Raw genomic sequence first — 18,355 nt, 5'->3', positions numbered from 1 at the left:
GCTGCGGGCGCGGAGTGTCGCTAGCGTCCTCGGCATGAGCAGCAGACTGCACGAAGTGGCCACCGTGAACGAGGAGATCGCCGCGCGGGGGAGTTACCTGGCCGGCGACGTCGAGGTCGAGGTGGGCGGGCTGCTGTCCGCCGCCCGGGCCGGCACGGTGTCCTACGGCCCGGACCATCGGCAGGTGGCCACGGGGGAGTTCGGCGGGGTGCCGGAGGTGACGGCCGAGGGCAGCATGCAGGCCGCCCGGCGGCTGACGGAGCAGGGCGGCTCGGGGGTCGCGGTGCTCAACTTCGCCTCGGCCCGCAATCCGGGCGGCGGCTACCTGCGCGGGGCGAAGGCGCAGGAGGAGGACCTGTGCCGGAGCGCCCTGCTCCACCACTGCCTGCTGGCCGCCCCCGACTACTACGAGGCCCACCGGGCCTCCGGTGACCTCCACTACAGCCACCGGGTGATCTGGTCACCGGCGGTGCCGGTGATCCGGGACGACCGGCGTGAGCTGCTCGCGCAGCCGTACCCCGTCTCCTTCCTCACCTCGCCCGCACCCAACGCCGGGCAGCTGGCGCTCCGTTCGGAGGGCCGGCCGGTGGACGTCCGAGCGGTGCTGGCGGAGCGGGCCGGGCGGGTGCTCGGGGTCGCGGCGGCGCACGGGGTACGGGAGTTGGTGCTCGGGGCGTGGGGGTGCGGCGTCTTCCGCAACGACCCGGCCGAGGTGGCCGACGCCTTCGCGGCGGCCCTCGGCTCGTACGGCGCGACCTTCGACCGGGTGGTCTTCGCGGTCTGGGACCGCACCCCGGTCTCGGCGAACCGGGCGGCCTTCGAGGCGCGGTTCGGGGTCTGACGGGCCGGGAGGTGCCGGGCCGTCAGGAGAGCAGTGCCCCGCGCAGGGCGTCGAGGTCCGCCTCGGTCACGCCGTGGGCGTGGAGGTAGCCGGGGATGGAGCCGTGCAGGTCGTGCAGGCGGGCCAGTGCGGCGTGGAGGTGGTCGGGGCGGACGGGGTGGGCGAACTGTTGCCGGCCCTCCTCGTCGGTGTAGGGGATCGGGCCGTTGTCCAGGCCGAGGTTGCGGTTGGAGCGCAGGTAGTCGGCCATGATCTCGGCTTCGGAGAGGCCGGCCAGGGACTGGATGACGGCGATGGTGAGGCCGGTGCGGTCCTTGCCGACGGCGCAGTGGATCACTGCGGGGAAGGCGTCGGGCTCGGCCAGCCGGCGGACGGTGCCGGCCACCGCGGGGCCGCCGACCTCGGCCATGAAGGGGTAGGCCTCGGCCTGGGTGGCGGGCCAGGTCGGCTTGCTGCCGTCGCCGTCGGGGACCAGCGGGAGGTGGTGCAGCCGGTAGGTCAGGCCGTGGCGTTCGTCCGGCCAGACGGCGAGCTCGGCCGCGGTGCGCAGGTCGATGACCGTCCGGACGCCGAGGGCCTTGAGGCGCTGGGCGCCGTCCGGGGTCAGCCGGCTGAGCGAGCCGGAGCGGTACAGCAGGCCGGTGCGGAGCCCGCCCACCCCCGCGTCGCGGAAGTTCTGCACGTCGGGCACATCGAGCAGGGTGGACGCGGCGTCGAACTCACGGTCGGTCGTCATGGCCGTCACGGTAGCGTGCGCGGCGCGGGGGGACCGGGGAATTCCGGCAACCCGGAGGGCAGTCGGTCAGCGGCCGCCGGCCAGGTCGAGGAAGCTGCCGGTGACGTACGAGGCGCCGGGGGAGAGCAGGTAGAGGATGCCCTCGGCGACCTCCTCGGGCCGTCCGCCCCGGCCCATCGGGAGGTGCGGGCCGAGCCGGTCGACCCGGGCGGGTTCGCCGCCGAGGGCGTGGATGTCGGTGTGGATCAGGCCGGGCCGGACGGCGTTGACCCGGATGCCCTCGGGGGCGACCTCCAGCGCCAGGCCGGTGGTCATGCTGTCCAACGCGCCCTTGGAGGCGGCGTAGTCGACGTACTCGTTCGGCGAGCCGAGCCGGGAGGCGGCGGAGGAGACGTTCACGATCGCCCCGCCCCGGCCGCCGTACCGGGTGGACATCCGGCGGACGGCGGCGCCCGCGCAGAGGAACGGGCCGGTGATGTTGGCGGCCCAGATCCGGGCCAGCCGGTCCTCGTCCAGCGCGTCGAGGCGGCCCTGCTTCTCCAGCGTCCCGGCGTTGTTCACCAGGGCGGTGAGCGGGCCGAACTCCTCGTCCACGGTGCGGAACAGCCGCTCGACCTCGGTGCTCCGGCTGACGTCCGCGCGGACCGCGAGGGCGGTGCCGCCGGCCACCTCGATCCGCTCCACCACCTCGGCCGCGGCGGCCTGGTCGGAGCGGTAGTTGACACACACCCGGTAGCCGCGTTCGGCGGCGAGCAGGGCGGTCGCGGCGCCGATGCCCCGGCCGCCGCCGGTGATCAGGATCACTTCATCACTCATGGCCCCGACCGTAACCGACCGGCCGGCGCGGGCTCCCGGGGGACCGCCCTCAGCGGGACCGGGCCCGGATGGCGGCGATCTTCGGGGCGCGGCTCTTCGGCGAGTCGAGGCTGAAGCCGCGGGCGTCGCCGAGCTGGTCCCGGACGAAGGTCTCGGTCCGGGCCACCGTCTCGCGCAGGGCCTCGTCGACCGGGACGAAGAGTTGGTGGACGATCTCGCCCGCTTCGGTGTCGTACTCCCAGATCCCGACGATCCGGCCCCGGTCCACCACCAGGTGGCTCTGCGGGTCGGCCTCGCCGCCGAAGCTCCGGCCGCCCTTTGCGGCGGGGGAGGGACGTTCGGCGTCGGCGGGGTCGAGCAGCCGGGCAAGGTCGCGGTGCAGCAGGTGCAGGCCGTCGATCCCGGCCAGCAACGCGTACGAGGGCGTGCCCGGGACGGTGAACTCGTCGAACTCGGACCGGAGTTCGGCCCGGATCAGCAGGTCGGTGCCGGGCAGTGCGACCAGGTCGAGCGGGGCGGTGGCGGCCTTCGCGGTGGCGGCGGTGAAGCCGGTGAACCAGCGGAGGTGGCCGATCGAGGCCGGGCCGGCCCAGGAGAAGTACCGCGCGGCCAGCTCGGCGGCCGAGCCGTGCACCGGCTGGTCCCAGCCGACATAGCCGTAACGCTGTTGGTCCAGACGGCCGTTGACAGGGACCCGGCGGATCAGGCCGCGGGCCTGGAGCAGGCCGAGGGCGATCGGCAGGGTGGTGGTCCGGCCGCGTCTGCGGCCCGGTTCGCCGAGGCCGCGGACCTCGTCGCCGACCGCGGCCCGGATCGCCGAAGGCTCCAACGGCTCGGTCTCGGAGAGGACTTGGCAGATGGCGAGGCAGAGCTTCTCGATCTCGTCCCGGCTCACGCCGAGGTGCTTCCCGGCCATCGCCACGTCGCTCTCGGGCACCGCGGCCCCGGCGGCCAGGCCGAGGGCGTAGTCGGCGGCAGGCAGCACGTAGGTGCAGCCCCGGGCGGACGGCAGCTCGTGCACCTGCACCGCTGCGACGGCCGCGTCCACCGCCGCCCGGTCCAGGCCGGCCCGGGCGAACAGGCCCAGGTACGGGGCCGCGCCGCCGACCGAGCGGGCCCAGCCGGTGGCCGCCAGCACCTCGGCGGGCGAGGCGCCGGGCCGGCCGCCGTCCAGCCACTGCCGGTGCGCCCACCAGGCGCGGAGCTTCGCCGTCGGGATCCCGCTGTTCGCCATGGGGCCAGTATCGGCGGGCTGCGGCCGGGGCGGGTGCAGCCCGCCCCGGCGGGTCGGCCGTCCGGTGCTTCCGGCCTGGATAACTGTTCGACTCGGGGGTGCCGGGGCGGGGAGACTGCGGTGACCCGTCAGCGGCCGCCGAGGAGGCGAACCCCCGTGCACGTCCTGCTCTCCGGCATCGTCGGATCCACCGCGTACGGGCTCGCGCACGCGGGCTCGGACCTCGACCGGCTCGGCCTGTTCGCCGCCCCGACCGAGGAGCTCCACGGCCTGCACCGCCCGTCCGAGTCGCACGTCACCACCTCGCCGGACCGCACCCTGCACGAGGCGGCCAAGTGGTGCCGGCTCGCCCTCGGGGGCAACCCGACCGCTTCGGAACTGGTCTGGCTGCCCGAGGAGCTGTACGAGGTCCGGACGCCGCTCGGCGAGGAGCTGATCGCGATCCGTACCGGGCTGCTCAGCGAGCGGGCGGTCAGGAACTCCTATCTCGGCTACGCCACCCAGCAGTTCAGGAAACTGACCACCCGGGACACCAGCGACCCGGTCACCCGGGCCCGGGCCGCCAAACACGCCCGGCACCTGATCCGGCTGGTCCGCCAGGGCGTCGGTCTGCACGAGACCGGCCACCTGGAGATCCGGCTCGCCGACCCGGCCGAGGTACGCGCCTTCGGCGAACGGATCGCCGACCGTCCGGAACTCGCCACCGCACTGCTCGCCGACGCCGAGGACCGCTTCGCCCGGCCGGGCGTCCTGCCGGCCGCCCCGGACGAGGCCCCGGTCGAGTCCTGGCTCCGCCGGGTCCGGGCCGCCCACCTCGCGGCCGCCGCCTGACACCGGGCGCGGCGCGCACGGCAATCGGGTGGCCAGAGAGCAGGGGGCACCGGGTAAGATCTCGGTGGCGGCGCCCAGGTATGACGGGGGCGCAGGCTGACGGGCCGCTAGCTCAATTGGCAGAGCTGCGGACTTTTAATCCGTAGGTTCAGGGTTCGAGCCCCTGGCGGCCCACCTCTTGGCAGCACCCCGGCGAGTTCCAGTGGCCGGGGTGCTGCGTCGTTCCCGGGGTCGGGGCGCGCTGGCCGACCGGGGTGACCTGGACCGGGGCCGACAGGCAGGTGTACGCCTCGGCGTCGAAGCGGGCCGTCAGCGCAGCAGGCGGCGTTCCTTGGCGGCGGCGACCGCGCCCGAGCGGGTGTCGACGCCGAGCTTGTCGTAGATCCGGCCGAGGTGGGTCTTGACGGTGGCCTCGCTGATGAAGAGCGCCCGGGCGATCTCCCGGTTGCCGAGGCCCTGGGCCAGCTGGGCGAGGATCTCCTGTTCGCGTTCGGTGAGTTGGGGGGCCGGGGTGCGGAGCTGCGCCATCACCCGGGAGGCGACCGGCGGGGAGAGGGTGGTACGGCCCTCGGCGGCCGCGTGGATGGCGGCGAAGAGCTCCTCCGGGCGTTCGGCCTTGAGCAGGTAGCCGGTCGCCCCGGCGGCGATCGCCCGGTTGATGTCGGCGTCGGTGTCGTAGGTGGTGAGCACCAGGACGTACGGTGCGCCCGGGCGGCCGGCGATCTGCCGGGTGGCCTCCACCCCGTCGATGCCGTCGCCGAGTTGGAGGTCCATCAGGACCACCTGGGGCCGCAGTTTGACGGCCAGCGCGACCGCCTCCTCGCCGCTGCCCGCAGCGCCGACCACCTCGATGTCGTCGGCGCTGCCGAGCAGCGCCAGCAGTCCGGCGCGGACCACGGCGTGGTCGTCACAGACCAGCAGGCGGACGGGAGTTGTGGCGGTCACGGGGCCTCCAGGGGGATGGCGGCGGTGACCACGGTGCCCTCGCCGGGAGTGGACTCGACGGTCAGGGTGCCGCCCAACTGCCGGACCCGGGCCCGCATCGCGGGCAGTCCGTGGCCCCGTCCCGCCGACTCGGTCGGGCCGCCGAACCCCCGCCCGTCGTCGCCGATGTCCAGCACCACCTGGTCGCCCAGGTACGACAGGGTGAGCGCGGCCGTCCGGGCGCCGGCGTGCTCGCGGACGTTGGCCAGCGCGCCCTGGGCGATCCGCAGCAGCGCGCTCTGGACGGCGTCCGGCAGCGGCACCGGCGTGCCGTCCAGGTGGCAGCGGACGGTCAGTCCGCTCTCCGCGCTCTCCCGGTCGGCCAGGATGTGCAGCGCCCGGTCCAGCCCGGTCCCGTCGGCCAGGTCGGCCGGGGCCAGGTCGCGGACGAAGCGGCGGGCCTCGGCCAGGTTGCGGGCGGCGATCGAGGCCGCCGTGTGCACGTGGGAGCGGGCGGTGGCCGGGTCGCTCTCCCAGGTCCGGTCGGCCGCCTGGAGCAGCATCTGCTGGCTGGACAGGCCCTGGGCCAGCGTGTCGTGGATCTCGATGGCCAGCCGCTGACGCTCCGCCAGGGTGCCCTCGCGCCGTTCGGTGGCGGCCAGTTCGCTCCGGGTGGAGACCAGGTCCTCGATCAGCGCCCGCTGCCGCTCGGCCTGCCGCTCCATCTGCAGGAAGACCACGGTGGCCAGCCCGGCCACGGCGGGCGGGGCGATCAGGCCGACCGGGTCGAGGCCGGTGAGCTTCTCCTCGGAGTACACCACCAGTGCGGTCAGCCCGGCCACCAGCGGGATCGCGGCCCGAGCCGGCAGGGTGCGCAGCGCGGTGTAGATCAACGGCACCGCGCACCAGGCGAAGCTCGGCGCCAGCAGGACCAGCACCGCCCAGAGCCCGGCCACCACCGCCAGCCGGACCACCCGGACCGGTCGCGAACCGGGCCGCAGCCAGGACCACCGGCCGGGGCGCGGCGCGGGCCGGGAGCCGGACCGCAGCCAGGGCAGCTCCGGGAGCTGGGCCAGCGCCAGGGCCAGGCTCAGCCCGATCACCCAGCCCGCCCGGTCGCTCTCGCCGTGCCGGAGCAGGTAGCGCAGCAGCGAGGCACCGAGCAGCAGCAGGAACGCGCCATACATCACCACGGTGAGCCGGTCGGTGCCCGGGTCCCTGGTGCCGCTGGTCGACACGGCCGATCCTCCGCTCGTGGGTACTGTCCGTTTCGTACCCATCCTCACCCGGGCCCGCGTCCCCGGCATCAACCGATCGGCTGACCCGGCGCGCCGCGCCCCGGCGCCCCGGCGGGCTCGGCCACGATGGGGGCATGCCTCAGATGACCGAACCCCAGTGGCGCGCCTTCCTCTCGACCGGGACCCGGACCGGCAAGCTCGCCACCACCCGGGCCGACGGCAGCCCGCACGTGGCGCCGGTCTGGTTCCTGCTGGACGGGGACGACCTGGTGCTGAACACCGGGGCCGACACGGTGAAGGGCCGCAACCTGGCCCGGGACGGCCGGGTGATGCTCTGCGTGGACGACGACCGGCCGCCGTTCGACTTCGTGCTGGTCCGGGGCAAGGCCACGCTCAGCGAGGACCTGGCCGAGGTCCGGGACTGGGCGGCCCGGATCGCCGCCCGGTACATGGGCGAGGACCGGGCCGAGGAGTACGGCGCCCGCAACGGGGTGCCCGGCGAGCTGCTGGTCCGGATCCGGATCGAGAAGGTCACCGCGGTCGGTGCGGTGGCCGACTGACCCGGTCGGGAAGGGGCCTGGGTACGATCGCCGGATGATCTCCAGCGACCCGGCTCCGACGGACCGTCAGTTCCTCTTCGTGCTCGGTTCCGCCCGCTCCGACGGCAACACCGAGCAGCTCGCCCGGCGGGCGGCGGAGCACCTGCCCGCCACGGTCGGGCAGCGCTGGCTGCGCCTCACCGACCTTCCGCTGGACCCGTTCGACGACATCCGGCACTCCGGCGACGGGACCTACCCCGAGCTCACCGGCAACAGCCGGGAGCTCTTCGAGGCCACCGTCGGCGCCACCGACCTGGTGATCGTCTCGCCGCTCTACTGGTACACCCTCTCGACCAGCGTCAAGCTCTACCTCGACCACTGGTCCGGCTGGTTCCGGGTCCCGGGGAGCGACTTCCGGGCCCGGATGAAGGACCGCACCCTGTGGGGCGTCACCTCGCACTCCGGCAACCCCTCCGACGCCGACCCGCTGATCGGCACCCTCCGGCTCACCGGCGACTACATGGGCATGCGCTGGGGCGGCGTGCTGCTGGGCACCGGCGGCCGGCCGGGCGACGTGCAGCGGGACGGGCTCGCGCTGGCCGAGGCGGAGACCTTCTTCACCGGCGGCTGACCCCGGGCAGGGGCAGGGCGGGGCTCAGCGGACCAGCAACTCCCGGGCGTCGTCCGGCGCCCGGTCCCGGCTGCGTCCGAACAGCACCGCCAGCAGGCCCAGTCCGGCCACCGCGCCCGCGCACTGGGCCAGCACGAAGAGCGGTACCGAGCCCGGTGCGATGCCGGTGTAGCTGTCGCTCAGGGCGCGGCCGACGGTCAGCGCCGGGTTGGCGAAGCTGCCGGAGGAGGTGCCCCAGCAGGCGGCGCCGATCCAGCCGGCCACCGCGACCGGCGCCCAGCCGCCGTGGCCCGACCTGACCAGGCCGAACACCAGCAGGACCAGCACCCCGGTGGCCACCGCCTCGGCCAGCCAGAGGTGACCGGCCGAGCGCTGCTGGCCGGAGAGTTCGAGGAACGGGCGCTCGAACATGGTGTTGGCCAGCCCGGCCCCGGCCACCGCGCCGACCAGCTGGGCGGCGACGTAGCCGCCCAGCTCACGGAGCGTCGGCCCGGTGCCGGTGCGGCGTCCGGTCCACCAGGCGGCGGCCGAGACCAGCGGGTTGAAGTGCGCGCCGGAGACCGGTGCGAGCAGCGCGATCAGCACCGCCAGTGCCAGCACCGAGGCGAGCACGTTGGCCAGGAACTGCACCCCGCCGTCCGCGCTCAGCGCGGCGGACCGGATGCCGGAGCCGATCAGCACGGCGGCCAGCAGAGCGGTGCCGACGGCTTCGGCGGCCAGCCGTCGGGGCAGCGAGGGGGTCGTCATGCCGTCATCGTCGCGACTGCCCGGGCGTCGGACAATTGGCCGGTACGCCCAAGGTCGGGCCGCTGCCGGGGCCCTCGCTCGGAGACTCGTACGGCGTGCGCCGGGTGCGGGCTTGACCCTCACGCGACGTGAGGCGGCAGAGTCGGGGTCAGCAAGGAGGGAGCGGACGATGGGCGAGGAACTCTCGGTCGGTCAGGTGGCCGCCGTCGCCAAGGTGACGGTACGGACCCTGCACCACTACGACGAGATCGGACTGCTGTCACCCGGCGGCCGGACCCCGGCCGGGTACCGCCGCTACCGGGACACCGACCTGGACCGGTTGCAGCAGATCCTGTTCTACCGCGAACTCGGCTTCTCCCTCGAGGAGATCGCGGCCATCCTGGACGACGGCACGGTCAGCCCGACCGAGCACCTGCGCCGGCAGCGCGACCTGCTGCACGCGCGGATCAGCCACCTCCAGGAACTGGCCGCGGCCGTCGAACACGCCATGGAGGCGAGCAGGATGGGCATTCAGCTGACCCCGGAGGAGAAGTTCGAGGTCTTCGGCGCGGACTACCAGGAGAGCTGGGAGACCGAGGCCGAGCAGCGGTACGGCGACTCCGCCGCCTGGCAGCAGTCCAGGCGCCGGACCTCGCGCTACACCAAGGCGGACTGGGAGCGGATCAAGGCCGAGGGCGAGGCGCTGAACGCCCGCTGCGCCGCCGCCCTGGCCGCCGGGACCGACCCGGCGAGCGCCGCGGGCATGGCGCTGGCCGAGGAGCACCGGCGGCAGATCACCGACACCTACTACGACTGCGGGTACGCGATGCACCGCGGCCTGGGCGAGATGTACCTCGCCGACGAGCGGTTCACCGCCGGCTACGAGCGGGTGGCGCCGGGGCTGGCCCGGTGGCTGCGGGACGCGATCGTGGCGAACGCGGACGTCCACCAGGCCGGTTGATCAGGCCACCCCGCGCCCGAAGGCCCGGCGGTAGGAGGTGGGCGAGGTCCGCATGGTGCGGCCGAAGTGGTGCCGGAAGGTGGCGGCCGACTCGAAGCCGACGGCCGCCGCGATCTCCTCCACCGTGCCGTCCGGGTCCTCCAGCAGCGGGAGGCTGGCCGCGATCCGCTGGGTGATCACCCAGCGGATCGGGCTGGTGCCGTTGCGGGCGGTGAAGTGCCGCAGGTACGAGCGGTCGGACATCCTTGCGGCGCGGGCGAGTTGGGTGATCGTCAGCGGGGTCGCGAGGTGGTCCAGCGCCCACTGCATCGAGCGGGCGATGCCGTCGTCCTCCGCCTCGACCGGGCGGACCGCGGCCTCGATGAACTGGGCCTGGCCGCCGGCCCGGTGCGGCGGGACGACGAACCGACGGGCCACCGTGTTGGCGACCTTGGCGCCGTGGTCGCTGCGCACCAGGTGCAGGCAGAGGTCGATGCCCGCCGCACTGCCCGCGCTGGTCAGCACCGAGCCGTGGTCGACGTACAGCACGTCCGGGTTGACCTTGACCAACGGGTAGCGCTGCTGGAGGAGTTCGGCGTACCGCCAGTGGGTGGTGGCCTCCCGGCCGTCCAGCAGGCCGGCGGCGGCGAGGGCGAAGGCGCCGGAGCAGATCGAGACGATCCGGGCGCCGCGCTCGTGCGCGGTGCGCAGCGCGGCGACCAGGGCGGGGGAGACCTCGCCGCCGAAGGTGTTCGGCACCGCGACCACGATCACCGTGTCGGCGTCGGCCAGTTCGTCCAGCCCGTGGTGGGCGGTGAGGGAGAAGCCGCCGACCGCGTTCAGCGGGGTGCCCGGGTGCTCGGCGCAGACCTTCAGGCCGTACCAGGGGGTGGCCAGCAGGCCGGTCAGCTCCGGCCGGGCGAGGGCGAACACCTCGACCACCACGCCGAGTTCGAACGGGGCCATGCCGTCGAAGGCGTACACCGCGATGGTGTGCACCGGCTCCGGGCGGGGGCCGATGCTGACGGCGACGGGGTGGGCGGGCGGCTGCGCGGCCATCGGACGCTCCTGGACAGGCTGGCGGGATCTTGGCGAGTGTAGTCGTGCCCGCCACTGTCGGGCGCCGGTGCCCGGATCGCAGGATGGAGTCGTCAGCCAGCGAGCAGAACCGACCGACCGGAGCCCGGACATGACCACTACCGCCCCCACTGCCGCCCCCGCCGCCGTCACCTCCCCCGTCACCGAGATCCCGGCGCTCTCCCCCGAGCGGGCCTTCGGCTTCTTCGCCGAGCGGCTCGGCTGCCAGGCCGACCCGGCGGACGTCTGGTACGCGCTGCGGGACGGGCGGCAGGACTTCACGATCGTCGACGTCCGGGCCGAGGGCGCCCACCGCAAGACCCACCTGCCCGGCGCGGTCAGCCTGCCGCTCGCCGAGATCACCGCCGAGCGGCTGGCCGAACTCCCGGCCGGGCTCCTGGTGGTGTACTGCTGGGGCCCCGCCTGCAACGGCTCCACCAAGGGCGCGATGAAGCTCGCCGCACTCGGCCGTGAGGTCAAGGAGATGATCGGCGGCCTGGAGTACTGGATCCGCGAGGGCTGGCCGACCGAGGGCCGCCGCCCGGTCGACCCGAAGACCGCCACCCCGGCCGACCTCGGTCTGGTCTGCTGACCGCGGCCTTCCTGCAGAGCCCGGGCCTGAGCGGGCACGACGGAGGCCGGACCCCGCCCCGGGGTCCGGCCTCCGTCGTGCGGGTGCAGCGTCAGCCGGTCAGCCGGGCCATCCAGGCCTCGACCTCGTCGGCCCGGCGCGGCAGGCCGGCCGAGAGGTTCTCGTTGCCGTCGGCGGTGACCAGGATGTCGTCCTCGATCCGGACGCCGATGCCGCGGTACTCCTCGGGGACGGTCAGGTCGTCCTGCTGGAAGTACAGGCCGGGCTCGACCGTGAGGCACATGCCGGGCTCCAGCAGCGCGTCCACGTACTGCTCGCGGCGGGCCTGCGCGCAGTCGTGCACGTCCAGGCCGAGCATGTGGCCGGTGCCGTGCAAGGTCCAGCGGCGCTGCAGGCCGAGCTCCAGCACCTTCTCGACGTCGTACACCGAGGCGTCCAACAGGCCCCAGGCGAGCAGGCGTTCGGCCAGCACGCGCTGCGAGGCGTCGTGGAAGTCGCGGAACCGGCCGCCCGGCCGGACGGCGGCGATGCCCGCCTCCTGGGCGTCGTAGACGGCTTCGTAGATCTTGCGCTGGAGCGCGTTGAAGCGGCCGTTGATCGGCAGGGTGCGGGTGACGTCGGCGGTGTAGAGGGTGTGCGTCTCGACGCCCGCGTCCAGCAGCAGCAGCTCGCCCGGGCGGACGTCGCCGTCGTTGCGGACCCAGTGCAGGGTGGTGGCGTGCGGACCGGCGGCGCAGATCGAGCCGTAGCCGATGTCGTTGCCCTCGACCCGGGCGCGGCGCCAGAAGGTGCCCTCGATCCAGCGCTCGGAGGTGGCCACGGCCTGGCCCAACTCCCGTACCACGTCGGTGAATCCGTTGACGGTGGCGTCGCAGGCGGCGCGCAGCTGGGTGATCTCCCAGTCGTCCTTGACCAGCCGCAGGCCGCTCAGGAAGGTCTTGAACTCCTCGTCCCGGTCCTCGTCCAGCACCTCGGCCAGCGCGGCCTCCAGACCGGCGTCGTAGCTGCGCACGATCCGGGTCGGCGCGGCGGGCGCGGCGGCGAGCTCCTCGGCGGCCTTGCGGACGTCCCGGCAGGGCAGGCCGAGCAGCTGCTCGGCCTCGGTCAGGCTGTGCCGGCGGCCGACCCAGAGCTCGCCGTTGCCGTCCAGCCAGAACTCGCCGTTCTCCCGGTTGGAGCGGGGCAGCAGGTAGAGGCTGAACTCGTGGCCGCCGTCGACCGGCTCGGCCACCAGCACCGCGTCCTCGGTCTGGTCACCGGTCAGGTGCACGTACTCGCTGGCGGCGCGGAACGAGTACTCGGTGTCGTTGGCCCGGGTGCGCAGGTTGCCCGCCGGGATCACCAGGCGCTCGCCGGGGAAGGCGGCGGACAGCCTGGCCCGTCGCTCGGCCGCGTACGGAGCCTGGGCGACCGGCTCCAGGCCGCGCAGCTCGGTGTCGGCCCAGCCGGACTTCATCGAGTCGGCCAGCTCGTCGGAGACCTCTCCGTACAGTCCGTTCTTGCGGCCCTTGACGGGCTGCTCCTCGGCCTGGTCACCGCCTGCGGCACCCTCGGGGTTCTCGGCTGCCGCCGGGCTACGGTCCTCGGTCACGTACGTCGCCTCCTTGCGAGTGGTTCCGCCCCGGACGCATCGGATCGCGACGCGCGTGGGCGGCCGTAGGCCCCATCGTACGGACCGATGGACGAACGATTGATCGGGAGCCGGAGAAACCGGCGAAACCTAGTCGAAACGGGCGGCCAGCAGCACCAGGTCGTCCGAGCCGTCGGTGGCGGCCGGGGCGCTGCCGAGCAGGTGGCCGAGCAGGCGGTCCGGCTCCTGCCGCAGCTCGCGCGGGGCGTCGGCGGCGGCCCGGCGCAGCGCGTTCTGGCCGGCGTGCAGGGTCGGGCCGCAGCGGCGGGCCAGGCCCTCGGTGTAGAGCACCAGCAGGTCACCGGGCTCGGCGTCGAGCTCCACCCCCGGGGCCTCCCAGCAGCTGAGCATGCCGAGCGGGGCGGAGAGCGAGGTCTCGACGAAGTTGGCGCCGTACCTGGTGACCAGGATCGGCGGGCAGTGCCCGGCGCCGGCCAGCGTGATCCGCCGCTCCTCGGGCTGCACCCAGGCGTAGAGCGCGGTGGCGGTCCGGTTCGGCTCGGTGGTCTTGAGCAGTAGTTCGAGGTCGCCGAGCACCGAGACCGGGTCCTCGCCCTCCAGCACCGCGTACGCCCGCAGCGCGGCCCGGACCCGGCCCATCGCGGCGGCCGCGCCGGGGGCCGAGGCCGGCCCGGCCCCGGGGCCGTCGCCGGAGACGCTGCCGACGGTCAGCCCGAAGGTGCCGTCCGGCAGGGCGATGGCGTCGTACCAGTCGCTGCCGGCCGAACGCTCCAGGGCGGCCGGCACGCAGCGGGCGGCCAGCCGCAGGCCGGGGGAGACCGGCAGCCGGTCGGGCAGCAGGCCCCGGCGGAGCGCCTCGGCCTGCTGCTCGGCCCGGTCCGAGACGAACTGCTTGGCCAGCAGCGGGGCGGCGAACTCGCAGTACCGGTGCACCAGAAGGAGGCGGCCGGGGTCGGGCTCGGCGGGCTCGTCGTAGAACCAGACGGCGGCGCCCAGCGGCCCGTCCTGGTCGGTGCCGAGCGGTACGGCGTAGCAGGCGCCGAGGCCGAGCTGCTCGGCCACCTGGCGGAACCTCGGCCCGGCCGCGGGGTCGGTGGCCAGGTCGGTGATCAGCAGCCGGCCGGGCTCGGCGGGGTGGCTGAGCAGCCCGGAGAACGGGCCGTGCTCGGCCGGGACGGTCTCCAGCGCGCCGAGTTCGGACCGGTCCAGGTTGAGGCCGACCGGGCGGCCGGTGCCCCGGGCGGTGGTGGTGATCAGGCCCCGGCGGGCCCCGAGCAGGGCGGCGCCGGAGGCCAGCACGGCAGCCAGCGTGTCGGCCAGTCCGCGGGCCCGGACGAGCAGCTCGGTGTGCTCCTGGAGGACGGTGAGGTCGGACAGCTGTCCGACCAAACGGTCCTGCAGACCGGCCGTCTCGCTGACGGCCAGGAAGCCGAGGTCCGGCAGCACGGTGGCGGTCGCCGTCAGAGGCTTGGCGTCGGTCATGTCCCAACTCCCCACACAGTGGTATGTGTCACGCAGAACCACCAGGACCGCCCAAAAACGATTCCTACTGTCACTACTCGGCATTAATCCACCACTTGTACACAGGCCGATCGGGGCATGTCCAGATTCGGGACGAGGTCGGTCGGCGGGTGCGGTGGTGGCCGTCGGGGGCGGATCGGCCGCCCCGGGAGGGCTGCCACGTCCCGACGCTCCGTCAGGGGGCCGTCCGGATCGTATGGTTCGGGGAGCCGGTGCCCGGCCGGGCCGGTGCTCACTCACTCGTACGGTGGAACCAGCCGGCTCCGACAGGCGTCCATCTGGTCGCATGCGGGATTCTCGTTCCGGGGGCCGTCCGCTCCAGGCCCCAGCCCACCCTGTCGTCCCGGTCACTCCCGCCGAACCGCCCGTGCACCGGTGCCGCCCCCGCATCCGGGGCGCAGCCGCGGCCGACGGTCCGACTGCCCGAGCCCCACGGTCGCGGAAAGGAACGAGCGCAGATGCCATGGACGCGTCCCCGTCTGAACCGGAGCAAGACCCGGAGCAAGGCGCACCGCAGGAACCTGCCCGCCACCCGGTCGCCCTGGCTGCGCTGGCCCGGCAGCCGGCGCCGGGTCAGGGCGGCCCTGCTGGCGGCGGCCCGGACCGCCGCCGGGTACGGCTGGCCGGTGCTGCCCGGCGCGTACGCGGTGCCCGGCCTGCTCGGGCCCTGCTCCTGCGAGGACCCGGGCTGTTCGGCCCCCGGCGCGCACCCGCACGAGCCGCCGCTGCCGGCCGCCACCACCGATGCCCGGATGGTGGGCTGGTGGTGGGCCGAGCGCTCGCCGGACGCCTCGGTGCTGGTGGCCACCGGCCGGACGGTCAGCGCGGTCAGCCTGCCGGCCGACGCGGGGGCCAGGGCCCTGGAGTACTTCGAGGTGCTGGACGTGCCGGTCGGCCCGGTGCTGCTGGCCCAGGACCGCTACGTGCTGCTGGTGGCGCCGTACACGCTGGCCGAGTTGGGGGAGCTGCTGGCCGAACAGCCGTGGGTGCCAGGGGTGATGCGCTATCACGGCCCGGACGGCTACCTGCTGTTGCCGCCCAGCCGGACGGCCGAGGGCGCGGTGCGCTGGATCCGGCCGCCGATCGGCGGGCGTCCGTGGCTGCCCGAGGTGGGCGGTCTGCTGGGGGCGCTGATCGCGGCCAGTTCGGCGGCGGCGGGCGGCAGCAGGCTGGCCGGCTGAACGACCTGCCGCGCTCAATTCCCGTACGGAAAAAGAAGATCCGGCCGCTGGCGACGGGGGATGCACCAGCGACCGGACTGTTTAAATGGTAACAAAGATCCGCGTGCGCGCCAATTTGTCCGCACACTCTGTCACCTGGCAGTTTTCCTTCCGGTCGGAAAATGTGACGCGAGTCACTTTCCCGGTGGAACGCCGGGGGAAAAGCCTCAGTTCAGCGTCACCTGACGGCTCACCAGGTGACCCCGGACCCGGCGCTGCTCGGCGGTGAGCGGGGTCTCGTCCTTCAGGGTGGCGGCCAGTCGCTCGGCGAACTCGGCGGCGGGCGCCTCGCAGTCGGCGGCGGTCATGCTCTGCGGCAGGTCCCAGACCGGCACGGTCACCCCGTGCGCGCGGAACGAGCCGACCAGGCGGGTGTCCGCACCGAGCGAGGACTGCTCGGCGGCGGTCAGCTTGGCGAGCGCGTTCAGCAGCTGCTCCTCCGGCACGGTCATGGCCCAGCGCAGGTGGTTCTTGTCCGGTGCGGCGCACCAGTACGCGGACGGCACGCTGCTGAGCTTCTCGGTCGGGATGGCGGCCGCGTTGGCCTGCTCCAGCGAGGCGGCCACGTCACCGGTGGCGGTCTCCGCGTCCTCCAGCCAGAACTCGAAGCCGGTGTGCACGACCGGTACGAACTCGGCCTCCAGGTCGAGCAGTTCCTGCAGGCGGCGGCCGCCGGGGACGGTCCGGCGGGCCGGCACCGGGCTGCCCGGCTCGGTGGTCAGGGCCAGCTCCAGGGCGTCCGCCAGGTCGCGGCTCAGGTCGCCGGAGGCGGACTGGGTCTGCAGGCCGAGCAGGATCGAGCCGTCCGGACGGCGCAGCGCGGGCCAGGCCAGCGGCAGCACGGTGGCCAGCGTCACCGAGGGGACCGGGCCGGTGGCGGCGTCGGCGATGCCCTTGGCCAGGGTGAGCGGCACGGTGGCGGAGGGGACCAGCTCGCGCAGCGCGACCCAGTCGGCCTCGCCGGGCAGGCCCTCGAACGGGCGGTGGACCAGCTCCTGGACCGCGTGCGCGGCCTCGCGCCCGTGGCACGCCTTGTACCGGCGGCCGGAACCGCACGGGCAGTCCTCGCGGGCCCCGACCACGGGGATCTCGCCCGAGGTCACGGCGGTGGACGGACGGTTCTGCGGCGACTTCTTCGCGGCCTTCTTGGCCATGGTGCGGCTCTCCCGGTACGGCGACGTGCTTGCCCGGGCAGCCTACTGAGCTTTCCGGGCCGACCGGACAGCTCCGGCCCGGCGACCCTCTTCCGGGTGTCCGGCGGGGCCGCGCGGGGCGGCCGGTCAGGCGCTCCGCGCCCCGGGCGCGGGCCGCAGCGGGAGTTCGGCCCAGACCGTCACCTGCCCGGGTGCGTCCCGGACGCCCCAGTCGTCCGCCAGCCGGCCGACGATGGTCAGGCCCCGGCCGCCGCGCGAGGTGAGCGAGGGGCGGGCCGGCAGCGGCCTGGTCACCGCACCGCCGTCGGTCACCTCCAGGGTCAGCTGCCCGCGCCCGGACAGCTGCCAACGGACCGTCACCCCGCCGGGCTCACCGTCCTCGCCGGACCGCACGCCGACCAGGACGGGGGCCGGCACCGGTGCCGGCGCGTCGTCCTTCAGGTCGGCCAGCCGACCCAGCGGCCGGGCGTACCGGCAGGAGTTGCTGAGCAACTCGGACAGGATCAGGACCGCGTCGTCGATCACCGTGTCGGCGACCTCGTGGTCGCCGAGATCACGGCGCAGTCGGCGTCGTGCCGCTCCGACCCCGGCGGGCCCGTGCGGCACCGCCATGGTCGATGAAGTCGGCACCTCTTGTGCCATCATCAACGCCACCCCCGGACCTCCTTCAGCATTCGCCGAGGGATGGATGCCCCTTGGTAATGGGTCGGAAACGGGCATCCGGCGATCGCGGCGGGACATTAACGGGCACCGCAACTCACCGTACGCAAATGGTGATTAGCTGCTCACAGACCGTTGTCCAAACGGCCGGAATTGGCCACTCCCGGTACTTCACGCCGGAGTTCGCGCCAGTTCGCGCCCCTCGCGCGGGGCGTTTATCGGCCGAGTTGGTCGAGCACGGCGCGCGGCCGATTGGTGATGATCGCGGTCACCCCGAGTTCCAGGCAGAGTTCGACATCGGCGGCCTCGTCCACCGTCCAGACGTGCACCGAGTGCCCCGCCCGGCGCAGCGCGCGCACCAGCCCGGGATTGGACCGGACCAGGTCAATGCCGGGCCCGGCGATCCGGGCGCCGCCGGGCAGCGCCTTGGTCCGGCCGAGCACCGGGAGCCTGCGGTCGAACAGGTAGACGGTCGGAACGGCGGGCGCGGCCCGGCGGATCCGGTGCAGCGAGAGCTCGGAGAAGCTCATCACCCGCACCGTGGACCCCTCCGGGCTGTCCGGAAGCAGTCCGTACCGGGTGAGCAATCGGAGCAACTCGGCCTCGGTGCGCCCCGCGAACCGGGTCGGGTGCTTGGTCTCGATGGCCAGCTCCACCCGCCGCCCGGCGTCCGCGACCAGTTCGAGCAACTGGGCCAGCGTCAGGACGGGGCTGGGTTCGGGAGCCGCCGGGGCCTTCCAGGAGCCGAAGTCGAGCTCGTTCAGCTGAGCCAGCGTCAGGGCGGAGACCGCGCCCCGGCCGTCCGAGGTCCGGTGGACCGTCCGGTCGTGCACGCAGACCAGCTGCCCGTCGGCGGTCAGCCGGATGTCGGCCTCCAGGCCGTCGGCGCCCTCCGCGACGGCGAGCGCGTAGGCCGCCAGGGTGTGCTCGGCGCGGGCGGCCGAGGAGCCGCGGTGCGCGATCACCTTCACGGCGCCGCAGTCGGTGGCGTCCTGGCTGGTCAACGGCTGGTTCCGGGTATCCACACCGGTAACCCTACGAGCAGCCGGACGACCGGCGGCCGCCGCCACGGGAAACTCCGGGT

General features: G+C 74.2%; 19 protein-coding genes and 1 tRNA gene. 8 read left to right on the top strand and 12 right to left on the bottom strand.

Features of this window, described 5'->3' with window-relative positions:
* Positions 1 to 34: 34 nt before the first annotated feature.
* Complete coding sequence (locus OHV05_RS17420) at positions 35 to 841, top strand: TIGR02452 family protein (protein WP_405018506.1); 807 nt, start codon at positions 35 to 37, stop codon at positions 839 to 841.
* Positions 842 to 863: 22 nt separating this feature from the next.
* Here OHV05_RS17420 and OHV05_RS17415 read toward each other — a convergent pair whose 3' ends face one another.
* From OHV05_RS17415 to OHV05_RS17405, 3 genes are all read right to left on the bottom strand, one after another.
* Positions 864 to 1,577, bottom strand: a complete 714-nt coding sequence (locus tag OHV05_RS17415; RefSeq protein ID WP_405018505.1) for a tyrosine-protein phosphatase — start codon at positions 1,575 to 1,577, stop codon at positions 864 to 866.
* A gap of 66 nt (positions 1,578 to 1,643) precedes the next feature.
* The gene (locus OHV05_RS17410) at positions 1,644 to 2,393 is read right to left on the bottom strand and encodes an SDR family oxidoreductase (RefSeq protein WP_405018504.1); all 750 of its coding nucleotides are present in this window, start codon (positions 2,391 to 2,393) and stop codon (positions 1,644 to 1,646) included.
* Positions 2,394 to 2,442: 49 nt separating this feature from the next.
* Entirely contained in the window at positions 2,443 to 3,627 is a 1,185-nt protein-coding gene (locus tag OHV05_RS17405; RefSeq protein ID WP_405018503.1) for a DNA glycosylase AlkZ-like family protein, read from the bottom strand.
* Positions 3,628 to 3,783: 156 nt separating this feature from the next.
* Here OHV05_RS17405 and OHV05_RS17400 point away from each other — a divergent pair, with 156 nt between their 5' ends.
* Positions 3,784 to 4,458: a DNA polymerase beta superfamily protein gene (locus OHV05_RS17400; RefSeq protein ID WP_405018502.1), complete on the top strand. Its 675-nt coding sequence runs from the start codon at positions 3,784 to 3,786 to the stop codon at positions 4,456 to 4,458.
* Positions 4,459 to 4,559: 101 nt separating this feature from the next.
* A tRNA-Lys gene (locus OHV05_RS17395) sits at positions 4,560 to 4,632 on the top strand.
* A 135-nt stretch (positions 4,633 to 4,767) separates the two neighbouring features.
* Here OHV05_RS17395 and OHV05_RS17390 read toward each other — a convergent pair.
* Both OHV05_RS17390 and OHV05_RS17385 read right to left on the bottom strand, forming a co-directional pair.
* Entirely contained in the window at positions 4,768 to 5,403 is a 636-nt protein-coding gene (locus tag OHV05_RS17390; RefSeq protein WP_405018501.1) for a response regulator, read from the bottom strand.
* Positions 5,400 to 6,569, bottom strand: a complete 1,170-nt coding sequence (locus OHV05_RS17385; RefSeq protein ID WP_405021485.1) for a sensor histidine kinase — start codon at positions 6,567 to 6,569, stop codon at positions 5,400 to 5,402. The genes OHV05_RS17390 and OHV05_RS17385 overlap by 4 nt, the downstream gene beginning before the upstream one ends.
* Positions 6,570 to 6,763: 194 nt before the next feature.
* On the opposite strand from OHV05_RS17385, the gene OHV05_RS17380 reads away from it, so the two are divergent.
* Positions 6,764 to 7,180 carry a PPOX class F420-dependent oxidoreductase gene (locus tag OHV05_RS17380; protein ID WP_405021484.1) on the top strand — a complete coding sequence of 139 codons (417 nt, stop codon included), beginning with the start codon at positions 6,764 to 6,766 and terminating at the stop codon, positions 7,178 to 7,180.
* A 34-nt stretch (positions 7,181 to 7,214) separates the two neighbouring features.
* Entirely contained in the window at positions 7,215 to 7,790 is a 576-nt protein-coding gene (locus tag OHV05_RS17375; protein ID WP_405018500.1) for a flavodoxin family protein, read from the top strand.
* A gap of 24 nt (positions 7,791 to 7,814) precedes the next feature.
* On the opposite strand, the gene OHV05_RS17370 is transcribed toward OHV05_RS17375, so the two are convergent.
* The gene (locus OHV05_RS17370) at positions 7,815 to 8,537 is read right to left on the bottom strand and encodes an aquaporin (RefSeq protein ID WP_405018499.1); all 723 of its coding nucleotides are present in this window, start codon (positions 8,535 to 8,537) and stop codon (positions 7,815 to 7,817) included.
* 169 nt (positions 8,538 to 8,706) lie between these two features.
* Here OHV05_RS17370 and OHV05_RS17365 point away from each other — a divergent pair, with 169 nt between their 5' ends.
* On the top strand, positions 8,707 to 9,477 hold the full coding sequence (locus tag OHV05_RS17365; RefSeq protein WP_405018498.1) for a MerR family transcriptional regulator: 771 nt from the start codon (positions 8,707 to 8,709) through the stop codon (positions 9,475 to 9,477).
* Here the strand turns inward: OHV05_RS17365 and OHV05_RS17360 are convergent, their stop codons facing one another.
* Positions 9,478 to 10,455 carry a helix-turn-helix domain-containing protein gene (locus tag OHV05_RS17360; protein ID WP_405021483.1) on the bottom strand — a complete coding sequence of 326 codons (978 nt, stop codon included), beginning with the start codon at positions 10,453 to 10,455 and terminating at the stop codon, positions 9,478 to 9,480.
* Between the two features lie 190 nt (positions 10,456 to 10,645).
* On the opposite strand from OHV05_RS17360, the gene OHV05_RS17355 reads away from it, so the two are divergent.
* A complete protein-coding gene (locus tag OHV05_RS17355; protein WP_405018497.1) occupies positions 10,646 to 11,125 on the top strand; it encodes a rhodanese-like domain-containing protein in 480 nt (159 codons plus the stop codon).
* A gap of 91 nt (positions 11,126 to 11,216) precedes the next feature.
* Here the strand turns inward: OHV05_RS17355 and OHV05_RS17350 are convergent, their stop codons facing one another.
* Positions 11,217 to 12,716, bottom strand: a complete 1,500-nt coding sequence (locus OHV05_RS17350; protein WP_405018496.1) for an aminopeptidase P family protein — start codon at positions 12,714 to 12,716, stop codon at positions 11,217 to 11,219.
* A gap of 129 nt (positions 12,717 to 12,845) precedes the next feature.
* Positions 12,846 to 14,198, bottom strand: a complete 1,353-nt coding sequence (locus OHV05_RS17345) for a PP2C family protein-serine/threonine phosphatase (protein ID WP_405018495.1) — start codon at positions 14,196 to 14,198, stop codon at positions 12,846 to 12,848.
* A 497-nt stretch (positions 14,199 to 14,695) separates the two neighbouring features.
* On the opposite strand from OHV05_RS17345, the gene OHV05_RS17340 reads away from it, so the two are divergent.
* The gene (locus OHV05_RS17340) at positions 14,696 to 15,418 is read left to right on the top strand and encodes a bifunctional DNA primase/polymerase (protein ID WP_405018494.1); all 723 of its coding nucleotides are present in this window, start codon (positions 14,696 to 14,698) and stop codon (positions 15,416 to 15,418) included.
* Positions 15,419 to 15,624: 206 nt separating this feature from the next.
* Here the strand turns inward: OHV05_RS17340 and OHV05_RS17335 are convergent, their stop codons facing one another.
* The 3 genes from OHV05_RS17335 to OHV05_RS17325 form a co-directional block, all read right to left on the bottom strand.
* A complete protein-coding gene (locus OHV05_RS17335; protein WP_405018493.1) occupies positions 15,625 to 16,611 on the bottom strand; it encodes a DUF5926 family protein in 987 nt (328 codons plus the stop codon).
* A gap of 126 nt (positions 16,612 to 16,737) precedes the next feature.
* Positions 16,738 to 17,256, bottom strand: a complete 519-nt coding sequence (locus tag OHV05_RS17330) for an ATP-binding protein (RefSeq protein ID WP_405018492.1) — start codon at positions 17,254 to 17,256, stop codon at positions 16,738 to 16,740.
* A 230-nt stretch (positions 17,257 to 17,486) separates the two neighbouring features.
* Complete coding sequence (locus OHV05_RS17325; protein ID WP_405018491.1) at positions 17,487 to 18,296, bottom strand: glycerophosphodiester phosphodiesterase; 810 nt, start codon at positions 18,294 to 18,296, stop codon at positions 17,487 to 17,489.
* Positions 18,297 to 18,355 lie beyond the last annotated feature (59 nt).

Origin of the sequence: Kitasatospora sp. NBC_00070, assembly GCF_045041205.1 — a bacterium.
In the GTDB taxonomy this organism is placed as follows: Bacteria; Actinomycetota; Actinomycetes; order Streptomycetales; family Streptomycetaceae; genus Kitasatospora.
Note: the sequence above shows the minus strand (reverse complement) of the source record. Positions and strands in the feature narration are given on the sequence as shown.

Coding starts and splice junctions, on each gene's coding strand:
- OHV05_RS17420 (WP_405018506.1), top strand. CDS start 35: ATGAGCAGCAGACTGCACGAAGTGGCCACCGTGAACGAGGAGATCGCC.
- OHV05_RS17415 (WP_405018505.1), bottom strand. CDS start 1,577: ATGACGACCGACCGTGAGTTCGACGCCGCGTCCACCCTGCTCGATGTG.
- OHV05_RS17410 (WP_405018504.1), bottom strand. CDS start 2,393: ATGAGTGATGAAGTGATCCTGATCACCGGCGGCGGCCGGGGCATCGGC.
- OHV05_RS17405 (WP_405018503.1), bottom strand. CDS start 3,627: ATGGCGAACAGCGGGATCCCGACGGCGAAGCTCCGCGCCTGGTGGGCG.
- OHV05_RS17385 (WP_405021485.1), bottom strand. CDS start 6,569: ATGTATGGCGCGTTCCTGCTGCTGCTCGGTGCCTCGCTGCTGCGCTAC.
- OHV05_RS17380 (WP_405021484.1), top strand. CDS start 6,764: ATGACCGAACCCCAGTGGCGCGCCTTCCTCTCGACCGGGACCCGGACC.
- OHV05_RS17375 (WP_405018500.1), top strand. CDS start 7,215: ATGATCTCCAGCGACCCGGCTCCGACGGACCGTCAGTTCCTCTTCGTG.
- OHV05_RS17370 (WP_405018499.1), bottom strand. CDS start 8,537: ATGACGACCCCCTCGCTGCCCCGACGGCTGGCCGCCGAAGCCGTCGGC.
- OHV05_RS17365 (WP_405018498.1), top strand. CDS start 8,707: ATGGGCGAGGAACTCTCGGTCGGTCAGGTGGCCGCCGTCGCCAAGGTG.
- OHV05_RS17355 (WP_405018497.1), top strand. CDS start 10,646: ATGACCACTACCGCCCCCACTGCCGCCCCCGCCGCCGTCACCTCCCCC.
- OHV05_RS17345 (WP_405018495.1), bottom strand. CDS start 14,198: ATGACCGACGCCAAGCCTCTGACGGCGACCGCCACCGTGCTGCCGGAC.
- OHV05_RS17340 (WP_405018494.1), top strand. CDS start 14,696: ATGCCATGGACGCGTCCCCGTCTGAACCGGAGCAAGACCCGGAGCAAG.
- OHV05_RS17335 (WP_405018493.1), bottom strand. CDS start 16,611: ATGGCCAAGAAGGCCGCGAAGAAGTCGCCGCAGAACCGTCCGTCCACC.
- OHV05_RS17330 (WP_405018492.1), bottom strand. CDS start 17,256: ATGATGGCACAAGAGGTGCCGACTTCATCGACCATGGCGGTGCCGCAC.